The sequence below is a fragment of the Sphingomonas sp. BL2 genome, from assembly GCF_056680015.1.
Window position 1 is genome coordinate 3,892,505 of record NZ_CM155261.1, and the last position, 25,116, is coordinate 3,917,620.

A 25,116-nucleotide genomic window follows, 5' to 3' on the forward strand; every position below is an offset into this window, starting at 1 on the left:
ACCTCAGACACAGCCGATTAGGCCACCGACCGGCATGACTACGGTATCGCGGCCGGGGCGGTCGATCCGTAGCGTCGCGGACGTCACGGTCGCGCCCGCCGAGATGTCGGCGCGCACCACGACGGCCATGTCGAGCGTCGCGGTCACGTCGCCGCCGCGATATTGCGTGACGCCGCCGAAGCCGAAGCCGATCGCGGGCGACTGGGTCGTCATCGCGAAGTCGGTCGTCTTGCCATCGATCGCGAGACGGATCTGCGCGGGGTCGGCGGTCGCCATCGCGACGAGTTGCCGGCCAGCGTCCATGCTCCATAGATACGCGGCGCATCCCTTGGCGGGGAGCTTCTGCTGGCCGATCGCGCCGAGGGGGCTCGGACCTGGATTGGCAGCTGGCGCAGGCGTCGCGGCTTGCAGCGCGAGCATAAGAGCGAGCGATATCATGGCGTCACGCCTATCATGAACAGCCACGCGGGATAAGCCGCGATCGCCAGCAACGCGCCGAATGGAAGCGCGGTATCCGCCGCTATGCTCCGTCCCTTGAGGTGCGCGGCGAGCACGACGCCGAGCCCGATCATGCTCGCGATGAGCAGGACGGCGGGCAACATCTGCCACCCGAGCCACAGCCCGATCGCACCGAACAGCTTGGGATCGCCGCCGCCCATTCCGTCGCGGCCACGCAAATGTCGGTAGCCGAACGCGACGAGCCACAGCGTGCCGAACCCGGCGAGTCCGCCGATCAATCGCTCGGGGAGCGGTGGGTCGATATCGAGTACGGCGCCGACGAGCCCGGTCGCGGCGAGCAGGATCGTCAGTCGATCGGGTAGCCAGAACGCGACGAGATCGAGACTCGCCAATGCCAGCAACAGCCATCCGAACACCGCGCCGGCGATGCCGACCGGTCCCGGTGCGACGATTCCCGCAGCCAAGCCTATTGCCAACCCCGCCAGCTCGATCCGCCAATGCACCGGACTGATCGCGACGGCGCACCCTTTGCACCGGCCGCGCAGGACGAGCGCGCTCAGCAGCGGTACCAGCTCGACCGAGCGGAGCGTTCGCCCGCAGCCATCGCAGGCCGAACGCCCCTGCATCACCGATCGCCCGTCGGGCCAACGCGTCACCAGCGCCGCGACGAAGCTGCCGACGATCGCCCCGAGCACGCCCAGCAGCACCGCCCAGAACGCAGCTTCAGACACCCGTTTTCCGCACCAGGTAGCGATACACGCCGAGGAGGTTGATCCCGAACAACACGATGTTCTGCGTGCCCAGCGCCCAGTCCCCGGTCAAGGCCGCACCGCTCAGCCAAGCGATCGACGAGGCGACGAACAGCACGAACCCCCACCCCGTCACGCGTCGCCCGAAGTCGAGCGACACCATGAAGGCGGCGATCACCCCCGACCCTGCTGCACACCATTTGAGCGTCGTGATGAGTGTTTCCATGACGGGAGGTCTAGGCGCATCCCGCAGTGCTTTGTATTGCCGCACATCAACCCCAGATACGGGGGCAGAAGAATATATGGAGAGTGAAGTGGCCGTCGATCGAGATCCCATCGTCATCCTGTCCTACGCGCGCACGCCGATGGGCTCGTTCCAGGGCGCACTTGCCGGCGCAACCGCGACGCAGCTGGGCGCTGATGCGGTGCGCGGTGCGGTCGAGCGCTCGGGCGTGTCGGCCGCGGAGATCGAGCGGATATACATGGGCTGCGTGCTCCCCGCCGGGCTCGGCCAGGCGCCGGCGCGACAGGCTGCGATCAACGCCGGGCTCGGCGATCACGTCGAGGCGACGACGGTCAACAAGATGTGCGGTTCGGGGATGCAGGCGGCAATCCTTGCCGCGGATGCACTGGCGGCGGGCTCGGTCGACCTGCTCGTCGCGGGTGGCATGGAGAGCATGACCAACGCGCCGTACCTCTCGAAGAGCCACCGCGGCGGCGCGCGGATCGGCCATGACCGGATGTACGACCATATGTATCTCGACGGGCTCGAGGATGCCTACGAACCCGGCAAGCTGATGGGCAATTTCGCCGAGGACACCGCGCACGAATATCAGTTCACGCGGGCGCAGATGGACGACTACGCGATCGAATCGCTCCACCGGGCGCAGCGCGCGCAGAAGTCCGGCGCGTTCGACCGCGAGATCGTCTCCGTCGATATCGCCGGCCGCAAGGGTACGACCACGGTCTCGCTCGACGAGCAGCCGGCCAAGGGCGACGTCGCCAAGATCCCGACGCTGAAACCCGCCTTCTCGAAGGAGGGCACGATCACCGCCGCCAACGCCTCGTCGATCTCCGACGGTGCGGCCGCACTGGTGATGACGCGGGCGAGCGTTGCGGAACGGCTCGGCATCACGCCGATCGCGCGGATCGTGGCGCATGCCGCGCATGCCCATGCGCCGGCGCTGTTCACGACCGCGCCGGTGTTCGCGATGCGCAAGGCAATGGAGAAGGCCGGCTGGTCGGCGTCGGACATCGACCTGTTCGAGGTCAACGAAGCCTTCGCCGTCGTCGCGATGATCGCGATGCGCGACCTTGGCCTGCCGCATGACAAGGTGAACATTCACGGGGGGGCTTGTGCGCTGGGCCATCCGATCGGGGCTAGCGGCGCTCGGATCCTCGCGACGTTGCTGTCGGCGCTCGAAACCACGGGCCAAAAGCGTGGCCTTGCCTCGCTATGCATCGGCGGTGGCGAGGCGACTGCGATGGCGGTGGAATTGATGAACTAATCCGCTGACCTCCCCCCTCTCCCTGAAAGGGAGGGGCCGGGGGTCGGTCGGTGTCCACATCACGCCATCATCAAAGCCCCCTCAAACACTCACGGCAGAGCCTCACCGGCCTCAACACCCCAGAGACCACCGACCTGCACGAATCCCGCCTGCCCCTTCACGTCCATTCTACACCAGCCATTGCCGCACTGGCTCAGCCGCCCGACCACGCCCGGCGCTGCACGCCACAGCAATTTGGCGGACGAGACGGGCTTATCGCGCATCTCCACCGGCCCCGCGCCGTGGACGATCGCGGTGCGCGTGCCGCTGAGCAGGTTCGCCTGCATCCAGCCTTCCGTGCCATCCGGATCAGCGACCTTGCGCCATTCCTTGAAGATCGCGACCACCTTGATCGGCAGATCCTGACGCTGATACAGCCAGCTTGCCGGATAGGTCCGTGCCGGCCCGGTCCGCATCCGCGCGCGCGATGCCGAGATCGACGCGTAATAGGGCACGCGCTTCTTCGTCGCGTCGGCAGCCGCCACCGGGTCGGGCACCAGCGCGGTGGCAACGAAAACGGAAAGCGCGGCGGCGAGAATGCGCATGGTCATGTCCTAACTGGCGAACCAAACTCCTATCGCGACGAACCGCTTTCCTCAACCGAAGTTGCGGCCCCGACATTGACGGGACGTTGACGGACACGAGCGCCTTCGCCAAGCCGGGCGCATGATCGACACACGCCGCTGTCCGAACCCCAAGGTCGTCGTCACCCGCGAGCTGGCCGATACGCTGATGGACCGGATGGAGGCGCTGTTCGACACGCAGAACAACCGTGCCGACACCAAGCTCGACCGCGAGCAGCTTGCCGCGGCGATGGCCGACTGCGACGTGTTCGTGCCGACCGTGACCGACGACATCGACGCCGCGCTGATCGCCGGCGCGGGCGACCGGCTGAAGCTGATCGCGAACTACGGTGCCGGCGTGAACCATATCGACCTGAAGGCGGCGCGCGCGCGCGGGATCATCGTCACCAACACGCCGGGCGTGCTGACCGAGGACACCGCGGACATGACGATGGCGCTGATCCTGTCGGTCCCGCGACGTCTGGCCGAAGGCGAGAAGCTGGTGCGCTCGGGCCAGTGGAACGGCTGGAGCCCGGGTGGGATGCTCGGCCACCGGATCGGCGGCAAGGCGCTCGGGATCGTCGGGATGGGGCGGATCGGCCAGGCTGTCGCGCTGAGGGCGCGCGCGTTCGGGCTGACGATCCATTATCACAATCGCACCCGCCTGCCGGCGGTTCGCGAGGCGCAACTGGCGGCCACTTTCCATGCGTCGCTCGACGACATGCTCGGGGCGGTCGACATCGTCACGATCCACACGCCCTTGAATGCCGACAGCCGCGACCTGATCGACGCCCGCCGGATCGCACTGATGCGATCGCATGTGTACCTGATCAATGCGGCGCGCGGCGGGATCGTCGACGAGGGTGCGCTGGTCGATGCGCTGGAGGCGGGCAAGCTCGCGGGTGCAGGTCTCGACGTCTGGGCGCACGAGCCGGCGATCGATCCGCGGCTGCTCGCGCTGCCCAACGTCGTGATGCTGCCGCACATGGGCTCCGCGACGCTCGAAGGGCGAATGGCATCGGGCGAGCGCGTCATCCAGAATATCCGGATGTGGGCGGATGGCCATCGCCCGCCGGATCAGGTGCTCGACGGCTGGATCTGAGTTCCGCGATACGATCTGCATCAATATTTCGGAACCGATGCCGCGATGCAGCATTTGTTGGATACCCCCGGGAAAACAGGAGTATCCGAGATGAAGAAGTTCGCCGTTTCCGCCCTGCTGGTCGCATCTGCCGTGTCGATGAGCGCCTGCTCAACGCTCAAGGGCGCAGGCATCGGTGCTGCTGGGGGCGCAGGCGTTGCCGCCGCGACCGGTGGTAGCGTCGAGAAGGGCGCGGCCGTTGGCGGCGCTGGTGGCGCCGTCGTCGGCACTGTCGCCGACTGATCGATGGACGATCCTCCCCCGCCAGGGGGAGGTGTCACCGAAGGTGACGGAGGGGGAGGACACGGAACGACAGTTTCGCTTACCTCCCCCTCCGACTGGCGAGCGCCAGCCACCTCCCCCTGGCAGGGGAGGATTTAGCGTTCAGGTCAGACTGCACGCATCCAGTGCGTCCGCGCGACGTTCCCGGTCAGGACCTTAGACCCGAACGCCTTGATGATCTTCGCGGCGTCAGCGCTGTTCATCAGCACGACGCGCGTTCCGCCCGATGGCAGCGTCTCGATCGCGCTGATGATCGCGTCATGCTTCTTGCACATCGCCACCACCTGAGGCTGTTCGACGCTGACGTTCACCGCGCGCGAGATCGGCACGACCGTTTCGGTGCCGGTCGTCACGAAGCGATCCCCGAAGGTGCGATAGCAGAATAGATCGTCATGCGGCATTCCCGGCTCGGAGCGGGAGCGCAAAGCATCTCTCAGTCGCAGCCTGCCCGTACGAAGCGCCGCGATGCCTCAGCTATGCGCGCTATCGCCCCGAACGGCAATGGCGCGGCACGCTTTCGCTATGCTCGCACCCGCAGCAAAGCGAGACCAAACCCGACGAAGATCGCCCCCGTCACGCGGTCGAAGGCGCGCCGCAACGCCGGGCGCGTCAGATAGCGCGCGAGCGTCCGCCCACCGGCTGCATACATGCCGTACCAGAAGCTCTCGACCACCGCGAAAGTCACCACGAGGATCGCGAACTGCGGAGCCTGCGGTGACGCGCGGTCGACAAACTGCGGGAGGAAAGCGGCGGCGAACAGCAGCAACTTTGGGTTGCTGATGCCGATCACGAACCCGCCGCGAAACAGACGTCGCGCCGATACGGTCGGGGGAAGTGCCACCGGCGTCGTATCGTCGCCGACGTCGATCGGAGACCCCGCCCCTCGCCACGCCTTGATCCCCAGGAATATCAAATACGCGACGCCGGCATAACGCAGCGCGTCGAACACCCGCGGCCACGCCGCGAGCAACGCGGACACGCCTGCTGCCGACGCCGCCAGCACGAGCACCAGTGCGGTCAGGCACCCCGCCATCGCCGCGACGCTGCGCCGCGCGCCGAAGGCGATGCTGCGCGTCATGACGTGCAGCATGTTCGGCCCAGGGGTTCCGCATAATAGGAACACCGCGACCACGAACAACCACCAGGCGTGTAGCGTCATTGTTGTACCTACTCGCTCAGCTACTGAAAAACGCAAGCTAGCGCCGCAACTCGGCAGTTCCGGCTCAAGACCTCGGTAGACTTAAAGTGCCTATCGAGACGTTGTCAGCAGTTGCTGCACCTCCCCCGGCGCAGGCCGGGGTCCAGTTGGGGGACGCTGTTATGTCACGCAGAGCTCCGTTACTGCGACCTCTCCACCTGGACCCCGGCCTTCGCCGGGGAGGTGCACCGCTGGACAGAACGGTGCCCGGACAAGTCGAGCGACCCTGAGGCCCAGCCTGATGGAAAGGGCTCAATCCCCCGTCAAGATCCGATCGACCAGCTGTCCGACGCTCGGCACGAACCCGTTCGAATAGAACGGATCCTTCTTGAAGTTATACGCCGCATGACCCGCGAACATCAGGTTCTGGTCGATGTCCCCGCCATGCGCGATGTCCTGCAACGTCTTCTGGATGCAGAAGCTGCGCGGGTCGGCGAGGCGTCCGGTCGAGTTCGTCTCGGTATCCGCCCAGCTCGAGAACGAGCATTGCGACAGGCAGCCCATGCAGTCGGCCTGGTCCTTGCGGATCATGCCCTTCTCGGTCGGGCTGACGAACACCAGCGTGTTGTCCGGCGTCTTCAGCGCGTCGGTATAGCCCTCGCCGAACCACTGCCGCGCACGCAGCAGGTCGTTGCGCGTAACCCAGAAGTTCTTGCCCTTCACGCCGACGTCGAGCTGGAAGACGTGATCGCCAGCCTCCTGCGTCGAGAACGCAATCTGCCGCTCCGAGCGCGCTTCCAACGAGCGCAGGAACGGATTGCGCACCGCCGACGAATAGAAACCGGTCGGCGAAAATTTGTGCAGCAGCACGTCGCCTTCCTCGATCTGCGTTAACGCGTCCTTCCACCCCTGCGGGATCGGACTCTCGCGCGTCAGCAAGGGCCGCGTGCCGAACTGGAACGCGATCGTGCCAAGCTCGGGATTATCGATCCAGTCGTTCCAGTCGCGCAGATACCAGACGCCGCCCGCCATGACGATCGGCACGTCGTCCGAGATGCCGCCTTCGCGCATAACGTCGCGGAGTTCCTTCACGCGCGGGTACGGGTCCTGCGGCTTCAACGGATCCTCGGCATTCGACAAGCCGTTATGCCCGCCTGCGAGCCACGGATCCTCGTACACCACCGCAGCAAGCCACTCGGCCGCCTTCGAATAGGCGCGCTTCCACAGCGCGCGGAAGGCGCGGCCGGAGCTGACGATCGGCAGGTAGCTGACGCCGTAGGACGCGGTGATCTCGGACAGCTTATACGGCATGCCCGCGCCGCAGGTGACGCCGGCGACCTTGCCGCGCGTGCGTTCGAGCACGCCGTGCAGGATCCGCTGCGCGCCGCCCATTTCCCACAGCACGTTGATGTTGATCGCGCCCTTGCCGTCGGCGATCTCGTACGCGCGCTCGACCTGCTGGACCGCACCCTCGATCGCGTACTGGACAAGTTCCTCGTGCCGGTCGCGCCGCGTGAGTGCCGCATAGACCTGCGGGATGATCTTGCCCTCGGGATCGTAGCTGTCCGCGTTCACTGCCGACACGGTACCGATGCCCCCGGCCGCAGCCCAGGCGCCGGCCGACGCGTGGTTGGTCGCGGCGACGCCCTTGCCGCCCTCAACCAGAGGCCAGACTTCCCGACCGTTATAGACGATAGGCTTCAGGCCCTTGAACACGACGTCACCTCTCCCGGAAAATACGGCCCCCTATATCGCAAGGACGCAACGCGCGAGCAATATTACGACCTAGGTTAGTAGTTCGCCTAGTACGCCGGCCCGGCCGAGCGCATCCTCGTACAACGCACGATAGCGAGCGATCATAACCGCTTCATCGTATTCAGCCCGCGCCTTGGCCTGGTTCGCGGCGCCGACCGAGGCCCGCAAGGCAGGATCGGAGACCAGTGCCTGCAACGCATCGCGCAACCGCACTTCGCTGGGAAGTTCGGTCACGAACGACAAATTCTCCGCCGAAACCATCCGCCTGATATCGCCCACCGGATAGCTCGCGATCGGCAGGCCGGCGGCCATCGCCTCGACCACCGAGATCGGAAATTGCTCGCTTCGTGACGACAGCGCCAGCATATCGAAATGGCCGATATAGCGATACGGTCGATCGAGGAATCCGGGCAGCACCAGCTTGTCGGCCATCCCCATCGCCGCCGCGGCCTGCACGATGTTCGCGCGCTCCGGCCCCTCCCCGACGATCACGAGGCGAATCCGCCCGGAAACGCCACCGACCGCACGCACCAGCGCAGTCAGGTCCTTAACGTCTCGAAGGCCCGCCAGCGCGCCGATCACGACTTCTTTGGCGTTGGGGGTAAATCCCGGGATCGCCTTCGGCTCGGGCTTCTGCGCGTAATAGGCGGTGCCGATCCCGTTGACGATCCGGTGGACCCGCTCGCGCGGCTGTTTCCAGGTCTTCAGCGCGATGCCTTCCAGCACCTCGGAGGGTACCGCCAACGCATGCGCAGCGCCCAGCGCCAGCCGCCGATAGATGTTGCGCTCGATCTTGAGCCCGCCCGCTTCGTCCGCGTTGAACCCATCCTCGTGATGCACCAGCGGCGGCGCGCCCTTGGCGAACGCCCGTCGCGCCATCGCCCCGTCGATCGCGCCCCAGTTATAGGTAAGCACCAAGTCGAACCGGCGCATGTACTGGGCGATCGCCTCGTAGCGCGCGACCGAAGGCTTGCCCGTCAGCGGCGGCGGGTTCTGCGCGATCTCGTAGCGCACCCCCTTCGCGATCGAGTCCCGCGCGCTCAAGGCGTCCGGCACGCCCGACACGATGGTATGCTTCGCGCGGTCCCCGAACGCATTCATCAGCCGAACCGCGCGCGCCTCCTTCCCTCCTAGGTCGAACGAGGAGTGGAGGTGGAGGATGTTGACGGGAGCGGCCATGGCCGACGCGATGCCGATTTTCGCGAGCGCTTTCAAGGGCGCGTGCGGACTTACCGTGCGCCAGCGTCGCCAACGAAATGACCGCCAGTAGAGTATTGCAGATACGTCGGACCACTCGATTAAGTATTGGCGTCTACCTCAACAAATTCGGCTGCTGCTGATCCGAGTTCTCGAGAGTGGGCCGCGCGCAGCGTCCTCTCTCTTGGCCAGCGCTCAGCCGGTGAAAACGTCCTTCGAGATATGGGTGATCCGACATGCGAGATCAGCCTCGCCGCTCGCCACCACGTAGAAGTCGCCGGCGTCGGCGATACCCGTCGTAAAGACGACGTTGTCGAGGTACATGCTGTCCTTCAGCGGCTCGGTCAGCGCGGGGTTGGGTTCGAGCAACGCGGTGTGCTCAGTCGCCACGGTGATCGACGGGTCGTCCTTGTCGAGTATCGTCCAATAGGTGCGGTAGATGCCGACGACACCCGATGGCTCCACTCCGTGCCACAATGTCAGCCACCCGCGATCGGTCAGAATCGGCGGGGCACCACCGCCCATCCGTGCGGTCGAGACGGTGGCCGAATGCGGCCGGATGCCGGGCTTGTCGTGCGGCTTCCAGTGCAAGGCATCGGGCGAGCGCGACAGGTTGATCGACGGCCCACTGCGCCATTCGCTGCCCGGCGGATAGGCGAAATACAGATCGCCGAGCGGCCGTGTCTGCGCAAAATATTGCCCGTCGACCAGTCCTTCGAAGATCAGCATGTCCTTGTTCTGGTGATCGAGCACGATCCCCTCGAGCTGCCAGTCGAGCGCATCGGCGGACGTATACAGCGTCGTCGAATGCCGCTCGGGGCTTACCGAACAGGTGGTCATCAGATAGCGGTTGCCGACCTTCGAGATCCGCGCATCCTCGACGCCATAGCATTGGTACGACGTGCGGGGCGCGATCGCCTTGTCGTAATGCACCGCGACCACCGAGCGGCCCTCGGCATCCAGTTCGACCGGCAGCAACCAAGACAACGACGTCAACGCCATCACCTTCCACCCGCCGCCGGGGATCAGAAACTTCCGCGGATCCTTGGTATCGACCATCTGCAATGGCCACGCATCGAGCAGGTATGCGCCGTCCTGCCAGCGGATGGCGTGGACGTTGCCGTTCTTGACCGGCTGCTTGAGCGCCTCGGCGACGCGCACCATCAGCAGCAGATTGCCGTTCGCCAGTCGCGTCATTCCCGGGTTGAACGCGCCGAGCACATAGGTCTCCGCGCCGACCTTCCCCGCCAGCGGCGAGCGCGACAGGTCGATGTCGGCTGGAGTGAAGACGAGCTGGTCGAACATGCTATTCTCCTAAGGTAACTGGTCTCTCATTCGCCCCCCCCTTTGCCCTCCCTTTATTCCGTTCGAACCCTATTTGAGTTCGCCACCCCTATTTCCGTTCGCCCTGAGCGAAGTCGAAGGGTGTGCCCCGAGCGAAGGTGCTTCGACTTCGCTCAGCACGAACGGAATTGGGGAGGCTAGTTGGCGCCTATTCCCCCTCGAGCGCCCGAGGCACGATCACGATCTGCTGGATCACGGTCCGCGTCGGCTGCGTCAGGACGAACTCGACCCCGACCGCGATGTCCTCCGCGCGCAGCATCTGCTCGGCTTCGATCATCTGGCGCTGCTTCTCGTCCGGCACGTCCGGATACTGCATGTTCGACCCGACCTTGCCCGGCTCGACCAGCGAGACCTTGATCCCCTTCGGCCCCAGCTCGCGCCGCAACGCCTCCGAGAAGCCGGCGATGCCGGACTTCACCCCGGCATACACCGTCGAGCTTGGTCCCAGGATATGCGCGCTCAGCGAGCCGATGATGACGATGTCGCTGATCGGCTTCATCCGATGCGCGGCGTGATGTGCGCTGAGCAGGTATGCAGTGAAATCGACCGCGATCGCATAGCGAAGCTCGTCCTCGCTCATCTGCGTCAGGCCGCCGGCCGCGACCGCGGCGTTGACGACGGTGATGTCGAAGCCGCCGAGATACGCTTCGCCCGCGTCGAAGAACGCGCGGACCTTGTCAGGATCGGCGAGTTCGGTGATCATCCCGTCGCCCTCGCCGACCTGGCGGATGTGCGCGAGCGCGTCCTGCAGATACCGTTCGTCGCGCCCACAGATATAGACCTTGGCACCGTTCGCGGCGAGCATGACCGCGATCGCCCGGCCAATCCCGGTCGTTCCTCCGGTAATGATCGCGCGGCGACCCTTGAGCGGGCGGGCAGTCGTGTGGAGGTCGGCGCGTTCGGTCATCAAGTTTCCCGGCTTGTCAGTAAGGCCCACGCCTAACGCGCGGCCTTGGCCGGATGTCCCTAGGCACGGATCGCCGCCCCCTCAAGCGCGCGCGCCAGCAACCGGTCGATCGGATCCTGCAGCATCGTCTCGCTTAGCGTCGGCGCGTGGCCGACACCCGGCACCGTCACGAGTTCGGCCTGATCGAGCGATGCGGCCATCCGCTCCGCCGTTGCCGCAGACAACAAGTCCGAGCGCCCACCGCGGACGATCAGCGTCGGGACGTCCCGCAGAGAGGCCAGTGCCTGCCACATGTCCGGCCCCGCCTCGTTCCCAGGCACGCGAAACGGTTCGGCGATCTTCAGATCATAGTCAAGCACGATCCGCCCCGAACTGTTGAGCCGGTACAGCCGCTTGGCCATCGCCAGCCAGTCCTCGATCTGCCAGTCGGGATAGACGTCTGCGTTGTTCTCCGAAACGCAGCGTGCTGCATGCATCCAGGTCGGAAAGACGCTCGCCTTGCCGACATAGCCGCGGATCCGCGACAACCCCTGCGCGTCGATCTCCGGCCCCACGTCGTTGAGCAACGCCGCCATCATCCGGCCCCGTGAAGGCCCGGCCATCAGCATCGTGACGATCCCGCCGAGCGACGTGCCGAACGCGATATACCGGTCGATACCCTGGTCGGTCAGCAACGCCTCGACGTCCTGCACGTAGGTCAGCGGGACATACGACATCGGGTCCTTCGCATACGCGCTCTCGCCGCGCCCGCGAAAGTCCACCGCGATCAGGCGCCAGCGCCCTGCCAGCCTCGCCGCAAGCGCATCGAAATCGCGCGCGTTACGCGTCAGCCCCGCCATGCAAATGATCGGTGGCTGGCCTTCCGCGCCGCCCGGATAGTCCCTCGCGTGGAGTCTCAGCCCGTCGTTGGACCACCAATAGAGGTTTTCGTAAGCGGCCATGGTTGCGTCCTTCGGGTAGCGGCCACCATATCGCCGCATGCCTATCTCCCCGCAAGCCTATCGCCCCGAAGCAAAGCTCCTCGACCTCGGCGACGGCTTTTTCGATCCTGTCGCGCCTGCGGACTTCCCCGAGACGCGAACCCGCTTTCGCAACGATCGCGCCGCAGCGCAGATCGGTCTCGACGCGCTCACCGACGACGAATGGACGCGACATTTCGGCCGGTTCGAGCCGCTCCCCGGCACGCTGCCCCAGCCGTTCGCGCTCCGCTATCACGGCCACCAGTTCCGCAACTACAACCCCGATCTCGGCGACGGTCGCGGCTTCACCTTCGCGCAGATGCGGGATGACCGTGGCCGGTTGATGGACCTCGGCACCAAGGGATCCGGCCAGACGCCGTGGAGCCGTGCAGGCGACGGTCGCCTAACGCTCAAGGGCGGGATGCGCGAGATTCTCGCGACCGAGATGCTCGAAGCGCTGAACGTGCCGACCTCGCGGACGCTGTCGCTGATCGAGACCGGCGAGGAACTCCAACGCGGCGACGAGCCCAGCCCAACTCGCTCTGCGGTGCTGGTCCGCCTTAACCACAGCCACTTCCGTATCGGCAGCTTCCAGCGCCTCGCCTACGAACGCGACGAAGCGGGATTGCGCAAACTCGTCGGCTACACGCTCCGCAACCTCTACGACGAGGACAGCGACGATCCGGTCCGCCTGCTCGACCTCGTCGTCGGTCGCACCGCGCGCCTTGCGGCGCGCTACATGGCGGCGGGTTTCGTCCACGGCGTGCTCAACTCGGACAACATCAACGTCACCGGCGAAAGCTTCGACTACGGCCCGTGGCGCTTCGCCCCGACCTGGGACCCGGCCTTCACAGCCGCCTATTTCGACCACCAAGGGCTCTACGCGTTCGGTCGCCAGCCCGAGGCGATCCACTGGGACGTGATGCAGCTCGCCGTTGCGCTCCGCCAGATCGCCGAGAGCGACCCGCTGGTGGCCGCGCTCGACCAGTTCGGCCCGCGCTACCAACCCGAAGTCACGCAGGCGATCCTCTGGCGCCTCGGCGTCCGCCCGCGCGATCCGGACACCGACCGCGACCTCGTCCAGACCACCGAACGCGCGCTCCGCACCTCCGGCGTCGGGATCGACCGGTTCTTCTTCGACGCGTTCGGTGGGCATTTGCCCGGCACCTACGACGAACCCTGGACCGAGGTCCGCGCCGCACTCGCATCGTACGAACCCCGGAAAGACCGCTCGCACCCCTATTGGTCGGGCGAGCCATGCAGCATGCTCATCGACGAGGTCGAAGCGATTTGGGCCCCGATCGCCGAGCACGACGACTGGACAGCACTAAATGCAAAAATGGCCGTGGTCCGCGGCATGAGCCAGGCCCTAGCCGATTAATTGGAATCAAACCCGATTTGGGGCAAGAGCGGCACCATGTCCGACGAGATCATTTCCTACGAACCTGCCACCGGTGCGGTCCTCTGGCGCCACCCGATCGGCGACGTCGATGCCGAAGTCGCCTGCGCGCGCGCCGGCTGGTCGAGCTGGGCGTCGAAACCACTCGCCTTCCGGATCGAGACGATGCGGCGCTTCGCCAACATCGTCCGCCAGCGCAACGACGCGTTCACCGACCTGATCGCGCGCGAAACCGGCAAGCCGATCTGGGAAGCGCGCGGCGAGGTCGAGACGGTCATCGCCAAGGTCGACATCTCAGTCAGCGCCTATGCCGATCGCACCGCGCAGCGCCGCCTCGAAGCGACGATGGGATCGCGGATCGCCGTCCGCCACAAGCCGCACGGCGTGCTGGCCGTGCTCGGGCCGTACAACTTCCCCGCGCATCTGCCCAACGGCCACATCGTCCCCGCGCTGATCGCCGGCAACGCGGTCGTCTTCAAGCCATCCGAAAAGACCCCCGCCGTCGGCGCGTTCCTGGTCGAGTGCTTCCGCGCCGCCGGGGTGCCGGCCGAGTGTATCCGTCTCGTCATCGGTGGCCCGAACGAGGGCAAGGCACTCGCCGCGCATCCTGACATCGACGGATTGCTGTTCACCGGCTCGGCGCGCACTGGCCTAGCGCTCAACCGCGCGTTCGCCGACAAGCCCGAGAAGATCCTCGCGCTCGAGATGGGCGGCAACAATCCGATCGTCGTCTGGGACGCGCCCGACCTGCACACCGCCGCCGTGCTGATCATCCAGTCCGCCTTCACCACCGCCGGCCAGCGTTGCACCGCCGCGCGCCGGCTGATCGTCGACACTAAGCTGTACGACCCGCTGATCGCCACGCTCGACAAGATGGTCGGACGGATCATCGTCGGCGAACCGCATGCCAACCCCGCCCCGTTCATGGGCCCGGTGATCGACAACGAAGCGGCCGAGCAACTGACCGCGAGCTTCCTCGAACTGCTCACGCGTGGCGGTCGCCCGATCCGCCATCTCGAACGCCCGGTCGAGGATTTGCCGTTCCTGAAGCCCGCGCTGATCGACGTCACCGACATTGCCGACCGCCCCGATATCGAGCTGTTCGGGCCGATCCTGCAGGTCGTCCGCGTCGACGATTTCGACGCCGCGATCGCCGAGGCGAACAACACGCGCTACGGCCTGTCCGCCTCGCTCATCAGCCAGACGCCCGCGCTGTACGACCGCTTCTGGGCGAACATCCGCGCCGGCATCGTCAACTGGAACAAGCCTACCAACGGTGCCTCGAGCGGAGCGCCGTTCGGCGGCATCGGCTGGTCGGGCAACCACCGTCCGAGCGCCTATTATGCGGCCGATTACTGCGCCTACCCCGTCGTCAGCAGCGAATCCGAAAGCGCGCGTGCGTCGATTGGGATCGGACTTGCCGACGGCTGAGACCTTCGATCCTCCCCCGCCAGGGGGAGGTGGCTGGCCCTTGCCAAACGGAGGGGGCGGTAAGAGACGACTTTGGTTCCGTGTCCTCCCCCTCCGTCGCTGCGCGACACCTCCCCCTGGCGGGTGAGGATCGTCCGGTTCGCCGACAGCCACCTTGATCTACTTAGCGCAAAAGCAATCCTACCTCCCGCCAAAGCATCATTCGGTTGCAGCGCAGCGCCCATCCGCCCATCTCCGGTCGCATGGCAAGCCTCCTAGACCCCACCGCCCGCGGGCGCGTCATCCTTGTAGGCGCAGGACCGGGCGATCCCGGTCTCCTCACCGTCCGCGCGGTCGAGGCGTTGAAGACCGCCGACGTCGTCGTGCATGACGGGCTGATCGACCCGCGCGTGCTCGACATCGCGCCAGCTTCGGCACAGCGCATTTCGGTCGCCAAGCAGCGCGCGCGCCACACGCTGCCGCAGGAGGCGATCAACGCGCTGATCATCGCGCACGTGAAGACCGGCGCGATCGTCATCCGGCTCAAGGGTGGCGACCCGTTCGTGTTCGGTCGCGGCGGCGAGGAAGTCGAAGCGGTCCGTGCTGCCGGCCTGCCCGTCGAAGTCATCCCCGGCGTCTCGGCCGCGCTGGGTTGTGCCGCCGAGGCGATGCTTCCGTTGACGCACCGCGATCATTCGAGCGCGGTCAGCTTCGTCGCGGGCCAGTGCAAGGGTTTGACCGAGCAGGACTGGTCGGGGCTCGCCGGCCAGGGCCGCACGCTCGTGATCTACATGGGCATCGCTACCGCAACCGACATTGCCGACAAGCTGATGGCCGACGGCGTCGCGCCCGACATGCCCGTCGCCGTGCTCGAACGCGGCACGCTCAAGGGCAGCCGTGCGATCCGAACGCTGCTTGCCGATCTCGGCGCGATGGTCACGCGCGAGGCGGTGAAAAGCCCCGCGATCATCGTCGTCGGCGAAGTCGTCGAGCTGTCGGACGCCGAAGACAAACTCGCCCGCTGGGCTCGCGTAGCAGAGGACGCCGCCGCATGAAGCTGTTGACCGGAAACGACCTTCCCACCGGCGATGTCGTCTGGTGGACCGGCAATGGCTGGTCGCGCCACATCGAGGACGCGGCCGATGTCGGCGTCGCGGGTGAAGCCATCCTCCAGGCGGAGGAAGGCGCGCGCCGCGTCAACGTGCCGTATCTGATCGAGGCGACGCAGACCGACGAAGGCCCCCGCCCCGCCCACATCAAGGACCGAATCCGCGCTTTGGGCCCAACGATGCGGCCCGACCTGACTCTCAAACCCGCCGACCCGACCGCCGGCAGCTGGGTAATCTGACATGTATAAATACGACGAATACGACCAGGCGATCGTCGACCAGCGCGTCGACGAGTTTCGCGATCAGGTCCGCCGCCGCCTTTCGGGTGAGCTGACCGAGGACCAGTTCAAGCCGTTGCGGCTGATGAACGGGCTGTACCTCCAGCTGCACGCCTACATGCTGCGCGTCGCGGTGCCGTACGGGACGCTCGACGGGCGCCAGATGCGGATGCTTGGGCACATCGCGCGGAAGTACGATCGCGGCTACGGCCACTTCACCACGCGGCAGAACATCCAGTTCAACTGGATCCAGCTCGACCAGACCCCGGACATTCTCCAGGAGCTTGCGACGGTCGAGATGCACGCCATCCAGACCAGCGGCAACTGCATCCGCAACATCAGTTCGGATCAGTTCGCCGGGGCTGCTGCGGACGAAGTCGCCGATCCGCGCCCCTGGGCGGAGCTGATCCGGCAGTGGTCGACGTTCCACCCGGAATTCACGTTCCTGCCGCGCAAGTTCAAGATCTGCGTGATCGCGGCGGACGAGGATCGCGCGGCGATGCGGCTGCACGACATCGGCATCGGGCTGGTGGTGCGCGACGGCGAACTCGGCGCGAAGATCTACGTCGGTGGCGGCATGGGTCGCACGCCGATGATCAGCCACAAGATCCGCGATTTCGTGCCCGCCGACGACCTGATGAGCTATCTCGAGGCGTGCCTGCGCGTCTACAATCGCTACGGCCGGCGCGATAATATCTACAAGGCGCGGATCAAGATCCTGCTGCACGAGATCGGGCCGGACGAGTATCGCCGGCAGGTCGAGGAGGAGTTCGCCGCGGTGAAGGGGCTTGGGCTCGATCCCCCGCGGGCTGAGTTGGAGCGCATCACGAGCCACTTCGGCGCGCCTGCGTTCGACACGGACGCTGGCACGGTCATCGATCGCAGCGATCCTGATTTCGCCGTCTGGCTTGACCAGAACGTCCGCCCCCACAAGCAGGATGGTTACGCTATCGTAACGATCAGCTTGAAGCCGGTCGGCGGCATTCCTGGAGACGCCTCGGCCGACCAGATCGACGTCATGGCCGACCTAGCCGAGCGCTACAGCTTCGACGAACTGCGCGTCACGCACGCCCAGAACATCGTCCTGCCACACGTTCATAGGCGTAACCTTCATAACCTTTGGACCGCTTTGAACGCAGCCGGCCTCGCCGAAGCCAATCTCGACCTGATCAGCGACATCATCGCCTGCCCCGGTCTCGATTACTGCAGCCTCGCCAATGCGCGCTCGATCCCGCTCGCGCAGAAGATCGCGACTCGCTTCGGCAGTCTCGATCGCCAACGTGATCTCGGCGAACTGAAGCTCAAGATCAGCGGCTGCATCAACGCCTGCGGGCACCACCACGCGGGCCACATCGGCATCCTCGGCGTCGACAAGAAGGGCACCGAGAACTACCAGCTCTCGCTCGGCGGTTCGGGCGCGGAGGACGTGAGCCTCGCGAAGATCACCGGGCCCGGCTTCTCGGAGGACGGCGTGGTCGACGCGATCGAGCGTGTCACCGACCGGTACCTCCAGGTCCGCGACCCCGGCGAGCGCTTCCTCGACACCTACCGCCGCGTTGGCTTCGAGACGTTCAAGGAGGCGATCTATGGTTGAGTATCCGGACCAGACGCTGCTCCGCTTCCGCGACGACGAGCCGCATGACGAGCCCGCGGTGACGCTCGATTCGTTCATCGGCCAGAGCAATGCGGCCGCTGTTCGCCTGGAGGCAGGCGACGATGCCCGCGCGCTCCTGCCGCAGATCGACCAGCTTGCGCTGATCGAGGTAAGCTTTCCCGGTTACCGCGATGGCCGAGGCTATTCGTCCGCGCGGATCCTGCGCGAGGCGGGCTATACCGGAGAACTGCGCGCGCAGGGCGATGTTCTGGTCGACCAGATCCCGCTGATGCGGCGCTGCGGGTTCGACAGCTTTGCACCCCAGGCACCGATCGATATCGACGTGCTGCGTGCGAGCCTGGAGCGCTACGATACGCCGTACCAGAAGGCGGCGGACGGTGCGGTGCCGGTGTGGAAGCTGCGCCATGGGTGAGCCCGCGCGCCAACTCGACATGATCGACGTCACGCCGGCGTTCACGCGCGCCGATGCGATGGCGATGCAGGAGCGGTTCGAGGGCGTTTCCGCGCAGGAGATGCTGTTCGAGCTGCTGGTCGGCGAGTTGCGCGGGCGGATCGCGGCGGTGTCGTCGTTCGGTGCGGAGTCGGCGGTGCTGCTGCACATGGTCGCGCAGGTCGATGTCGACGTGCCGGTGGTGTTCACAAATACGCAGAAGATGTTTGGCGAGACCTTGGCGTATCGTGACGAACTGGCGGAGAGACTGGGGTTTACGGACCTGCGTGTGTTCCGGCCGGATCCGCGGTTGCTCGCGATCAAGGACAAGACGGGCTTGCGCTGGTCGTATGATCCGGACGGGTGTTGCGATTTACGCAAGGTGGAGCCGTTGCGACGGGCGTTGGCGCCGTTCGATGCGTGGATCTCGGGGCGGAAGGGGTTTCAGTCGGGGACCCGCACTGCCTTGCCGCGGTTCGAGGAGGATGAGGGGCGCCTCAAGATCAACCCGCTGGCGGATTGGGACAAGGCCAAGCTCGACGCGTATTTCGCGGAGCATGAGTTGCCGCGGCATCCGTTGGAAGCTCAGGGGTATCTGTCTATCGGCTGCGCGCCGTGCACGACCAAGGTAGCCCCGGGCGAAGACCCGCGCGCAGGCCGCTGGCGCAGTTTCGACAAGGTCGAATGCGGCATCCACGCCCCCACCGATTACGACCCGATGATCTGATCCAATTCCCTCGCCCCTACGGGGAGAGGGAGGGAGGAGCCACTTGGCGACGGAAGGGAGAGGGGAGTTGGGATCCAGGTCCCGAGCCTCACTCCCCTCTCCCTTCCCACCGCAAGTGCGGCGGGCCCCTTCCCTCTCCCCGAAGGGGCGAGGGAGACAATGGGATCAATACTCGGCGAGATCCGAGAACTTGGTGATCGTCGGATCGAACTTCATCCGGACCTTACCCGTGGCGCCGTGGCGCTGCTTGGCGATGATCAGCTCCGCCAGGCCGTAGACACGCTCCATCTCCGCCGCCCACGACGCATGGTCCTCGAAGATCTTCGAGCTGTCGCCTTCCGCCGGCCGCTTGGGCTCCTTCGACGCGACGTAATAATCCTCGCGGTACACGAACCAGACCATGTCGGCGTCCTGCTCGATCGACCCCGATTCGCGAAGATCCGAGAGCATCGGCGTCTTGTCCTCGCGCGACTCCACCGCTCTCGACAGCTGCGACAGCGCCAGTACCGGCACGTTCAAGTCCTTCGCGAGCGTCTTCAGCCCGCGCGAAATCTCGGAGATTTCCTGGACGCGGTTGCCGTCCTTGCTCTTGCCCGAGCCCGACAACAGCTGGAGATAATCGACCACCACCAGCCCGATCTCGTTGTTGTGCCGACGCTGCAACCGACGCACGCGCGTATGCAGCGCGCCGATCGAGAGACCGCCGGTGTCGTCGATGAACAGCGGCAAATTCTCCAGCTCGGCAGCGGCAGCGGCGAGCTGGGCGAACTCGGTGCGGCTGATCTTACCCATGCGGAGCGATTCGGAACTGATCTGCGACTGCTCGGCGAGAATACGCGTCGCGAGCTGATCCGCGGACATCTCCAGCGAGAAGAACGCGACCTTCGCGCCGACCGAGTCCTTCGGGGCGATCCCGTCGGCCATGTCGCGCATCCAGCGTCGCGCGGCATTGAACGCGATGTTGGTCGCGAGCGACGTCTTGCCCATGCCCGGACGCCCGGCGAGGATCATGAGATCGCTGTGATGCATGCCGCCGATCTTGGCGTTGATCGAATCGATGCCGGTGGTGACGCCCGACAGGTTGCCGCCCGAGTTCAGCGCGCGCTCGGCCATCTTGACCGCCGCGGTGGTCGCCTGCGCGAACGACTTCACCGTGTTCTCGGAGCCGCCATCCGCCGCAACCTTGAACAGCTCTTCCTCGGCGAGCTCGATCTGCGCGCGCGGATTGACCTCCTCGGAGGTGTCCATCGCGCGATCGACCAGCGTGCGGCCGACCGACACGAGCGCGCGGAGCATCGCGAGGTCGTAGATCTGCTGCGCGAACTGGCGCGCGCCGATCAGGCCGGCGCCGCTACCCGTCAGCCCCGCCAGATACGCCGGTCCGCCAAGCTCGCGCATGCCCTCGTCCGCGTCGAACATCGGCCGCAGCGTCACCGGCGTCACGAGCATGTCGTTGCCGCGCAGCGTCTTGATCGCCGCGAAGATCCGCCCGTGGACGGGTTCGAAGAAATGCCCCGGTTCGAGCTTGTCGACGAGGTCGTCCGCGAGCCGGTTGTCGATCATCATCGCGCCGAGCATCGCGGCCTCGGCCTCGACGTTGCGGGGAAGTTGCTGTGGTTCGGGGACCGCGGGAACGGGGAATGCGAGAGTTGCCATCCCCTGCACCTACGCGATGGACGGGTCGTCGTCCAAGCCACTCGCGCCGGAATGCTGGGGATAAGTGACAGGGCGAACATGCCCCGCTATCGAACCGAGATGGCCGACCCGCGGATCATCGACGTGCAACTCGACGAGACCAGTCTCGGCTGGCGCTCGCCCGACGTCGAGCAGGAGCGGCGGATCGCGATCTTCGACCTGATCGAGGGCAATCACTTCGCCCCGCAGCGCGCCTATCCGGACGGCTATGCCGGTCCCTACAAGATCAAGCTCCAGTCGGAGGAAGGACGCCTCGGCATCCATATCCACCGCGAGGACGACACGCATCTCGAGACGCTGGTGCTCGCGCTCGGGCGCTTCCGCCGCCCGATCCGCGATTATTTCGCGATCTGCGACAGTTATTATCAGGCGATCCGGCAATCTTCCCCTGCCCAGATCGAGACGGTCGACATGGCCCGCCGGGGCGTCCACAACGAGGCCGCCGAGCTGCTGAAAGAGCGTCTCGACGGCAAGATCGAGGTCGATTTTGACACCGCGCGACGGCTGTTCACGCTGATCTGCGTCCTCCACATCCGCAACTAGAAGACCCATGGCTCACGCACTTTTGAAATTCGCGGCTGCGCTCGCCGCGACCGGCTTCGTCGGTATCTGCGGCTGGACCGCCGCGACCGGCTGGCACCCCGACGTCAAGCACTACCCGCTGCAGGGCATCGATCTCGCCGAAAACCCCGGCCCGGTCGAATGGGGCACGGTACGCGCGAGCGGCGCCGACTTCGCTTACATCGTCGCGACGTCGGGCACCGACCGCCGCGATCCGGCGTTCGAGGCGAACTGGGCGGCGTTGCCCGACGCGGGCCTGCGACGTGGCGCGGTCCACGTCTATTCGCTTTGCCAGCGCGCGGATGAGCAGGCGAACGCGTTCAACACGTTCGTCCCGCGGACGTCCGATGCGTTGCCGACCGCGGTCGACATCGCGTTCCACGACGACTGCACCGCGCGGCCGGACCGCGCGACGCTGATCGCCGACATCGCGCAGTTCGTGACGATGGTCGAGACGCACACGCGGCAGCCGGTGATGCTGCGGATCAGCAAGGCGGTGGACTCGAAATACACGCTGTCGGATGCGGTGCCGCGGCCGCTATGGGCGGTGGAGAATATCCTCAAGCCCGACTACACCGCGCGGCCGTGGCGGATGTGGCGGGCAAGCGATTTTCGCCGCATCGACGGGATCGAGGGACCGGTGAACTGGGACGTGGTGGCATCATGAACGAACAAGCAACGCAACTCGTGGCGGCAGCGCGCGACGCCTCGCGCAATGCGCACGCGCCGTATTCGCGGTTTGCGGTCGGTGCGGCCGTGCTGCTCGACGACGGTACGGTGACCACCGGCGCGAACTTTGAGAACGCCAGCTACGGCCTGTCGCTGTGCGCCGAGACGGTGGCGATCGCCACCGCGAGCGCCGCGGGGCGGCTGCGCGATATCGTTGCGATCGGCGTGATCGGCGGCGCGATGGACGCCGAGGGGCGCGCGACCGGCGCGTCCCCCGTCAGTCCCTGCGGGCGCTGTCGCCAAGTCATAAACGAAGCGGCGCAGATGGGCGGCCGCGACCTGCCGGTGCATTGCGGCGCGGCGGAAGGCGATGCGATCCGCACCTATGTCGTATCGGAATTGCTGCCTGACGCGTTCGGCCCGGCGGACCTCGGGGTCAGCTAAGCCGCGCGTCCCACGGGGCCGCCGCCAGCCATTCGCGTACGCCGTTGAGTTGCGTGGTATTCGACACGACCAAACAACAGGTCGAGGTCCTCACGGCTGACGTCGAGCGTTTCGCCGAGATCGGCGAGCGCCTTGTCGAGATCCTCGGCCCGGAGCGCGGCTTCGGTCGGCACGGACGCCGCAACGGGCACGCGGTGCGGATAGCTATGCCCTGAAAACCGGTGGAACAGGATTCCGCACGCCGTCAGTATGATAGCGTTCAGCGCGATCGGGACGAGGACGAACGCGAAGCCCGCGTCGACAACCGCAGGCCCCCCGACGACTGCGGTCAACGCGACCGCACCCGCGGGCGGATGCAGCGACCGGGTCAGTGACATCATGAGGATCGCCGCGCCGACCGCGATCGGCGCCGCGAGTTCGGGCATCGGTACGAGCATTCTGACGGTGACCCCGACCAGCGCGGCGATGATATTGCCGCCGATGACCGACCAGGGCTGTGCCAGCGGGCTCGCCGGTACCGCGAACACGAGGACGGCCGCGGCGCCCATCGGCGCGGCGATCAGCAGGAACGCGCCGTGCGGGTGAACGACCGCCGCACTGATCGCGCTGGTCAGGCCGATGCCGAGCAGCGCGCCCAGACACGCCCGCAGTCGATCCCTGAGGTTCCCCCCTGCGAGAATAGGATCGAAGAATTTGCGCATGCGAGACACCCGGTGGACGATGCCTGGTCCATATGGCGAGATCGCCGGTGAGTCACGGCAGCCGGCCGGTCGTGCAGTGGACCTATTACCCCTATGCGGGCATTTCGTAGAAGCCGCGAAATCGCTTGCTCGGCGCGAACGCGCTTGTCTGGCCGATCACGGTTTCGCCCGCCCCCATGACCAGCACACCGCCCGGTTTCATCGCCTTGGCGATCTTCGGGAACACCTCGGCCTTGGTATCGGTGGACAGGTACAACAGCACGTTGCGGCACAGGACGACGTCGAACTGTCCGGGCGGAGCCGGGTCGGATACCAGGTTCATCCGGCGGAAGGCGACCATCCCAAGCAGGTCGGGCTTCGCCACCCAGTCGCTCCCGGTCGTGTCGAACCAGCGGATCATGCGACGCACCGGCAGCCCGCGCTGGATCTCGAACTGCGAGAAGCGACCCGACCGCGCGCGGGCGACGGCAGCATCGGATACGTCGGTGGCGACGATCTCGGGCATGGGCACGCCACTCGTCTCGCGCCGTTCGGCGAACTGCATTGCGAGCGAGAGCGGCTCCTGTCCGGTCGAACAGCCTGCGCACCAGATCCGCGCGCGACGACCGTCACGCTCGGCGTCGGCGACCGCCTCGGCGAGCATCTCGAACACCTGCGAGTCGCGGAAGAACGAGGTCTCCTGGTTGACGAGGGCATCGACGATGGAGTCGCCGATCGACCGGTCGCTTCCCTGCAGCAACTGGGTCACCAACTGGTCGAGCGTATCGAGCTTGCGCGCGCGCAGCAGGGGCTTCAGCGCGGTGTCGAGCCGCCATGAGCGATAGGCGGCGATCTGTTGACCGGTGCGTGCCTCAAGCAACGCGGTGAGGACGTTGATCGTGGCCTGCGACGCGGCAGGTGCGGGAGCGGCGCGCGACGTCATGGTCGGCGTCGCGTCGCCGCGAGGCGGCCGATCGCGTCGGGAGCCAGCACGGCGTCGGCGATGCCCGAGGCGGCGATCGCACCCGGCATGCCCCACACCACCGAGCTTTGCCGATCCTGCACGACGACGCACCCGCCGCTGTCGTGAACGCGCCGCGCCCCCTCCGCACCGTCGCGCCCCATACCGCTGAGCACGACCGCGAGCAGGCGCGGGCCATAGACGTCGGCGAGCGAGGCCAGCATCGGGTCGACCGACGGCATGCACCCGCTAAGCGCGGCCTCGTGCGTCAGGCGAAAGGCCGCGCCACCTTCGGACAGCTTCACGGCTTTGAGATGCGCGTCGCCGGGTGCGATGGTGATCCGGCCCGGTCGAATCCGCATCCGATCGACCGCGACGTCGCACGGACGTCCCGCAAGCACTGCGATCTGCGCGGCGAAATACGGCATGAACGATGCGGGCAGATGCTGGGTGATGACGATCGGCAGGCGGAACCCGTCGGGCATCTGACCGAACATCTGGCTCAGCGCGTGAATGCCGCCGGTCGAGGCGCCGATCGCAACGATGTCATAGTCGTCGCTGGTCGAGACCGGGCGGATCGACAGCGACTTGTCGGCGGGAGGCATGGGCAAGGCCGGTGAGCGCACGACCAGCGCAGGCGGCATCTGCGTCGGATACTCGCACAACGCCTCGAGCTTGTTGACCAGTACCGACCCGAACCGCGTCGACAGGGCACTCGTGGACGGCTTGATCAATGTCTCGGCCGCGCCGAGCGCAAGCGCCCGCAAGGCGGTAGCCCCGCCCTCGTCCGCGCTAGACGACACGATCAGGACCTTCGCGCCCTGCCCCGCCGCGATCAGGTCGGGCAACGCGCTGAGCCCGTCGATCCCGGGCATCTCGATATCGAGCAGGATGAAGTCGACCTTCGCGCGATCCAGGAATGCCAAGGCCGCCGCGACGTTGCCGACCGCGCCGACGACCGAAAACCGATCGCTCGCATCGATCAGCCGGGCGATCACCGCGCGGACGACCACCGAATCATCGACGATCAACACCCTTGCGCAGTCGAGCCCGTCGCGGTCCGCATGCCGCTCGGCAGGGTGGGTCCGGGTCGTCAC

At 66.3% G+C, this 25,116-nt stretch carries 28 protein-coding genes; 13 read left to right on the forward strand and 15 right to left on the reverse strand.

Going from position 1 to position 25,116, the window contains the following annotated elements; translation table 11 throughout:
- Positions 1 to 3 precede the first annotated feature (3 nt).
- Genes AC1ME3_RS17800 through AC1ME3_RS17810 form a run of 3 tightly spaced genes read right to left on the reverse strand, consistent with a single transcriptional unit; the run spans position 4 to position 1,434 of the window.
- Entirely contained in the window at positions 4 to 438 is a 435-nt protein-coding gene (locus tag AC1ME3_RS17800) for a hypothetical protein (RefSeq protein WP_480954233.1), read from the reverse strand.
- Positions 435 to 1,190, reverse strand: coding sequence for a prepilin peptidase (locus AC1ME3_RS17805; protein WP_480954234.1), 756 nt, complete (start codon positions 1,188 to 1,190; stop codon positions 435 to 437). Before AC1ME3_RS17805 ends, AC1ME3_RS17800 begins: the two co-directional genes overlap by 4 nt.
- Positions 1,183 to 1,434: a hypothetical protein gene (locus AC1ME3_RS17810; protein ID WP_426280438.1), complete on the reverse strand. Its 252-nt coding sequence runs from the start codon at positions 1,432 to 1,434 to the stop codon at positions 1,183 to 1,185. The genes AC1ME3_RS17805 and AC1ME3_RS17810 overlap by 8 nt, the downstream gene beginning before the upstream one ends.
- 88 nt (positions 1,435 to 1,522) lie before the next feature.
- Here AC1ME3_RS17810 and AC1ME3_RS17815 point away from each other — a divergent pair, with 88 nt between their 5' ends.
- Complete coding sequence (locus tag AC1ME3_RS17815; RefSeq protein WP_480954235.1) at positions 1,523 to 2,716, forward strand: acetyl-CoA C-acyltransferase; 1,194 nt, start codon at positions 1,523 to 1,525, stop codon at positions 2,714 to 2,716.
- A gap of 89 nt (positions 2,717 to 2,805) precedes the next feature.
- Here AC1ME3_RS17815 and AC1ME3_RS17820 read toward each other — a convergent pair whose 3' ends face one another.
- Positions 2,806 to 3,306, reverse strand: coding sequence for an SH3 domain-containing protein (locus AC1ME3_RS17820; RefSeq protein WP_480954236.1), 501 nt, complete (start codon positions 3,304 to 3,306; stop codon positions 2,806 to 2,808).
- A 115-nt stretch (positions 3,307 to 3,421) separates the two neighbouring features.
- Between AC1ME3_RS17820 and AC1ME3_RS17825 the strand changes: the two genes are divergently transcribed.
- Together AC1ME3_RS17825 and AC1ME3_RS17830 are read left to right on the forward strand one after the other, a co-directional pair.
- Entirely contained in the window at positions 3,422 to 4,420 is a 999-nt protein-coding gene (locus tag AC1ME3_RS17825) for a 2-hydroxyacid dehydrogenase (RefSeq protein WP_480954237.1), read from the forward strand.
- A 90-nt stretch (positions 4,421 to 4,510) separates the two neighbouring features.
- Positions 4,511 to 4,702: a hypothetical protein gene (locus AC1ME3_RS17830; RefSeq protein WP_093399163.1), complete on the forward strand. Its 192-nt coding sequence runs from the start codon at positions 4,511 to 4,513 to the stop codon at positions 4,700 to 4,702.
- A 146-nt stretch (positions 4,703 to 4,848) separates the two neighbouring features.
- On the opposite strand, the gene AC1ME3_RS17835 is transcribed toward AC1ME3_RS17830, so the two are convergent.
- From AC1ME3_RS17835 to AC1ME3_RS17865, 7 genes are all read right to left on the reverse strand, one after another.
- Entirely contained in the window at positions 4,849 to 5,094 is a 246-nt protein-coding gene (locus AC1ME3_RS17835) for a hypothetical protein (RefSeq protein ID WP_133019121.1), read from the reverse strand.
- 167 nt (positions 5,095 to 5,261) lie between these two features.
- Positions 5,262 to 5,900 (reverse strand): LysE family translocator, encoded by a 639-nt coding sequence (locus tag AC1ME3_RS17840; RefSeq protein WP_480954238.1) that lies wholly within the window; start codon positions 5,898 to 5,900, stop codon positions 5,262 to 5,264.
- Positions 5,901 to 6,191: 291 nt separating this feature from the next.
- Positions 6,192 to 7,595, reverse strand: coding sequence for an NAD(P)H-dependent flavin oxidoreductase (locus tag AC1ME3_RS17845; protein WP_056063082.1), 1,404 nt, complete (start codon positions 7,593 to 7,595; stop codon positions 6,192 to 6,194).
- A gap of 69 nt (positions 7,596 to 7,664) precedes the next feature.
- Entirely contained in the window at positions 7,665 to 8,813 is a 1,149-nt protein-coding gene (locus AC1ME3_RS17850) for a glycosyltransferase (protein ID WP_480954239.1), read from the reverse strand.
- A gap of 213 nt (positions 8,814 to 9,026) precedes the next feature.
- Positions 9,027 to 10,136 (reverse strand): glycoside hydrolase family 130 protein, encoded by a 1,110-nt coding sequence (locus AC1ME3_RS17855; protein WP_480954240.1) that lies wholly within the window; start codon positions 10,134 to 10,136, stop codon positions 9,027 to 9,029.
- A 187-nt stretch (positions 10,137 to 10,323) separates the two neighbouring features.
- Positions 10,324 to 11,082, reverse strand: a complete 759-nt coding sequence (locus AC1ME3_RS17860) for an SDR family oxidoreductase (RefSeq protein ID WP_480954241.1) — start codon at positions 11,080 to 11,082, stop codon at positions 10,324 to 10,326.
- A 59-nt stretch (positions 11,083 to 11,141) separates the two neighbouring features.
- Positions 11,142 to 12,023 (reverse strand): alpha/beta fold hydrolase, encoded by an 882-nt coding sequence (locus tag AC1ME3_RS17865; RefSeq protein ID WP_480954242.1) that lies wholly within the window; start codon positions 12,021 to 12,023, stop codon positions 11,142 to 11,144.
- Between the two features lie 37 nt (positions 12,024 to 12,060).
- Between AC1ME3_RS17865 and AC1ME3_RS17870 the strand changes: the two genes are divergently transcribed.
- The 7 genes from AC1ME3_RS17870 to AC1ME3_RS17900 all read left to right on the forward strand — a co-directional run bounded on the left by AC1ME3_RS17870 (position 12,061) and on the right by AC1ME3_RS17900 (position 19,009).
- The gene (locus AC1ME3_RS17870; RefSeq protein ID WP_480954243.1) at positions 12,061 to 13,422 is read left to right on the forward strand and encodes a protein adenylyltransferase SelO family protein; all 1,362 of its coding nucleotides are present in this window, start codon (positions 12,061 to 12,063) and stop codon (positions 13,420 to 13,422) included.
- A 36-nt stretch (positions 13,423 to 13,458) separates the two neighbouring features.
- Positions 13,459 to 14,871 (forward strand): succinylglutamate-semialdehyde dehydrogenase, encoded by a 1,413-nt coding sequence (gene astD / locus AC1ME3_RS17875; protein WP_480954244.1) that lies wholly within the window; start codon positions 13,459 to 13,461, stop codon positions 14,869 to 14,871.
- A 242-nt stretch (positions 14,872 to 15,113) separates the two neighbouring features.
- Positions 15,114 to 15,905, forward strand: coding sequence for a uroporphyrinogen-III C-methyltransferase (cobA, locus tag AC1ME3_RS17880; protein ID WP_480954245.1), 792 nt, complete (start codon positions 15,114 to 15,116; stop codon positions 15,903 to 15,905).
- Positions 15,902 to 16,198: a DUF2849 domain-containing protein gene (locus AC1ME3_RS17885; RefSeq protein ID WP_480954246.1), complete on the forward strand. Its 297-nt coding sequence runs from the start codon at positions 15,902 to 15,904 to the stop codon at positions 16,196 to 16,198. Before cobA ends, AC1ME3_RS17885 begins: the two co-directional genes overlap by 4 nt.
- 1 nt (position 16,199) lies before the next feature.
- Positions 16,200 to 17,831, forward strand: a complete 1,632-nt coding sequence (locus AC1ME3_RS17890) for a nitrite/sulfite reductase (RefSeq protein ID WP_480954247.1) — start codon at positions 16,200 to 16,202, stop codon at positions 17,829 to 17,831.
- Positions 17,824 to 18,264, forward strand: a complete 441-nt coding sequence (locus AC1ME3_RS17895) for a DUF934 domain-containing protein (protein ID WP_056050673.1) — start codon at positions 17,824 to 17,826, stop codon at positions 18,262 to 18,264. The genes AC1ME3_RS17890 and AC1ME3_RS17895 overlap by 8 nt, the downstream gene beginning before the upstream one ends.
- Positions 18,257 to 19,009, forward strand: coding sequence for a phosphoadenylyl-sulfate reductase (locus AC1ME3_RS17900; protein WP_133019108.1), 753 nt, complete (start codon positions 18,257 to 18,259; stop codon positions 19,007 to 19,009). Before AC1ME3_RS17895 ends, AC1ME3_RS17900 begins: the two co-directional genes overlap by 8 nt.
- A 165-nt stretch (positions 19,010 to 19,174) precedes the next feature.
- On the opposite strand, the gene AC1ME3_RS17905 is transcribed toward AC1ME3_RS17900, so the two are convergent.
- Positions 19,175 to 20,665 (reverse strand): replicative DNA helicase, encoded by a 1,491-nt coding sequence (locus tag AC1ME3_RS17905; protein WP_056050676.1) that lies wholly within the window; start codon positions 20,663 to 20,665, stop codon positions 19,175 to 19,177.
- Positions 20,666 to 20,764: 99 nt separating this feature from the next.
- Here AC1ME3_RS17905 and AC1ME3_RS17910 point away from each other — a divergent pair, with 99 nt between their 5' ends.
- The 3 genes from AC1ME3_RS17910 to AC1ME3_RS17920 are packed head-to-tail and all read left to right on the forward strand — an operon-like array spanning position 20,765 to position 22,378.
- Entirely contained in the window at positions 20,765 to 21,247 is a 483-nt protein-coding gene (locus tag AC1ME3_RS17910) for a UPF0262 family protein (RefSeq protein ID WP_132735525.1), read from the forward strand.
- A gap of 7 nt (positions 21,248 to 21,254) precedes the next feature.
- On the forward strand, positions 21,255 to 21,932 hold the full coding sequence (locus AC1ME3_RS17915) for a glycoside hydrolase family 25 protein (RefSeq protein ID WP_060527030.1): 678 nt from the start codon (positions 21,255 to 21,257) through the stop codon (positions 21,930 to 21,932).
- Positions 21,929 to 22,378, forward strand: a complete 450-nt coding sequence (locus AC1ME3_RS17920) for a cytidine deaminase (RefSeq protein ID WP_480954248.1) — start codon at positions 21,929 to 21,931, stop codon at positions 22,376 to 22,378. The genes AC1ME3_RS17915 and AC1ME3_RS17920 overlap by 4 nt, the downstream gene beginning before the upstream one ends.
- Here AC1ME3_RS17920 and AC1ME3_RS17925 read toward each other — a convergent pair.
- The 3 genes from AC1ME3_RS17925 to AC1ME3_RS17935 all read right to left on the reverse strand — a co-directional run bounded on the left by AC1ME3_RS17925 (position 22,375) and on the right by AC1ME3_RS17935 (position 25,116).
- Positions 22,375 to 23,079, reverse strand: coding sequence for an HPP family protein (locus tag AC1ME3_RS17925; protein ID WP_480954249.1), 705 nt, complete (start codon positions 23,077 to 23,079; stop codon positions 22,375 to 22,377). The genes AC1ME3_RS17920 and AC1ME3_RS17925 overlap by 4 nt on opposite strands.
- Before the next feature lie 91 nt (positions 23,080 to 23,170).
- Positions 23,171 to 24,001: a CheR family methyltransferase gene (locus AC1ME3_RS17930; protein WP_480954250.1), complete on the reverse strand. Its 831-nt coding sequence runs from the start codon at positions 23,999 to 24,001 to the stop codon at positions 23,171 to 23,173.
- Complete coding sequence (locus AC1ME3_RS17935; protein WP_480954251.1) at positions 23,998 to 25,116, reverse strand: chemotaxis protein CheB; 1,119 nt, start codon at positions 25,114 to 25,116, stop codon at positions 23,998 to 24,000. The genes AC1ME3_RS17930 and AC1ME3_RS17935 overlap by 4 nt, the downstream gene beginning before the upstream one ends.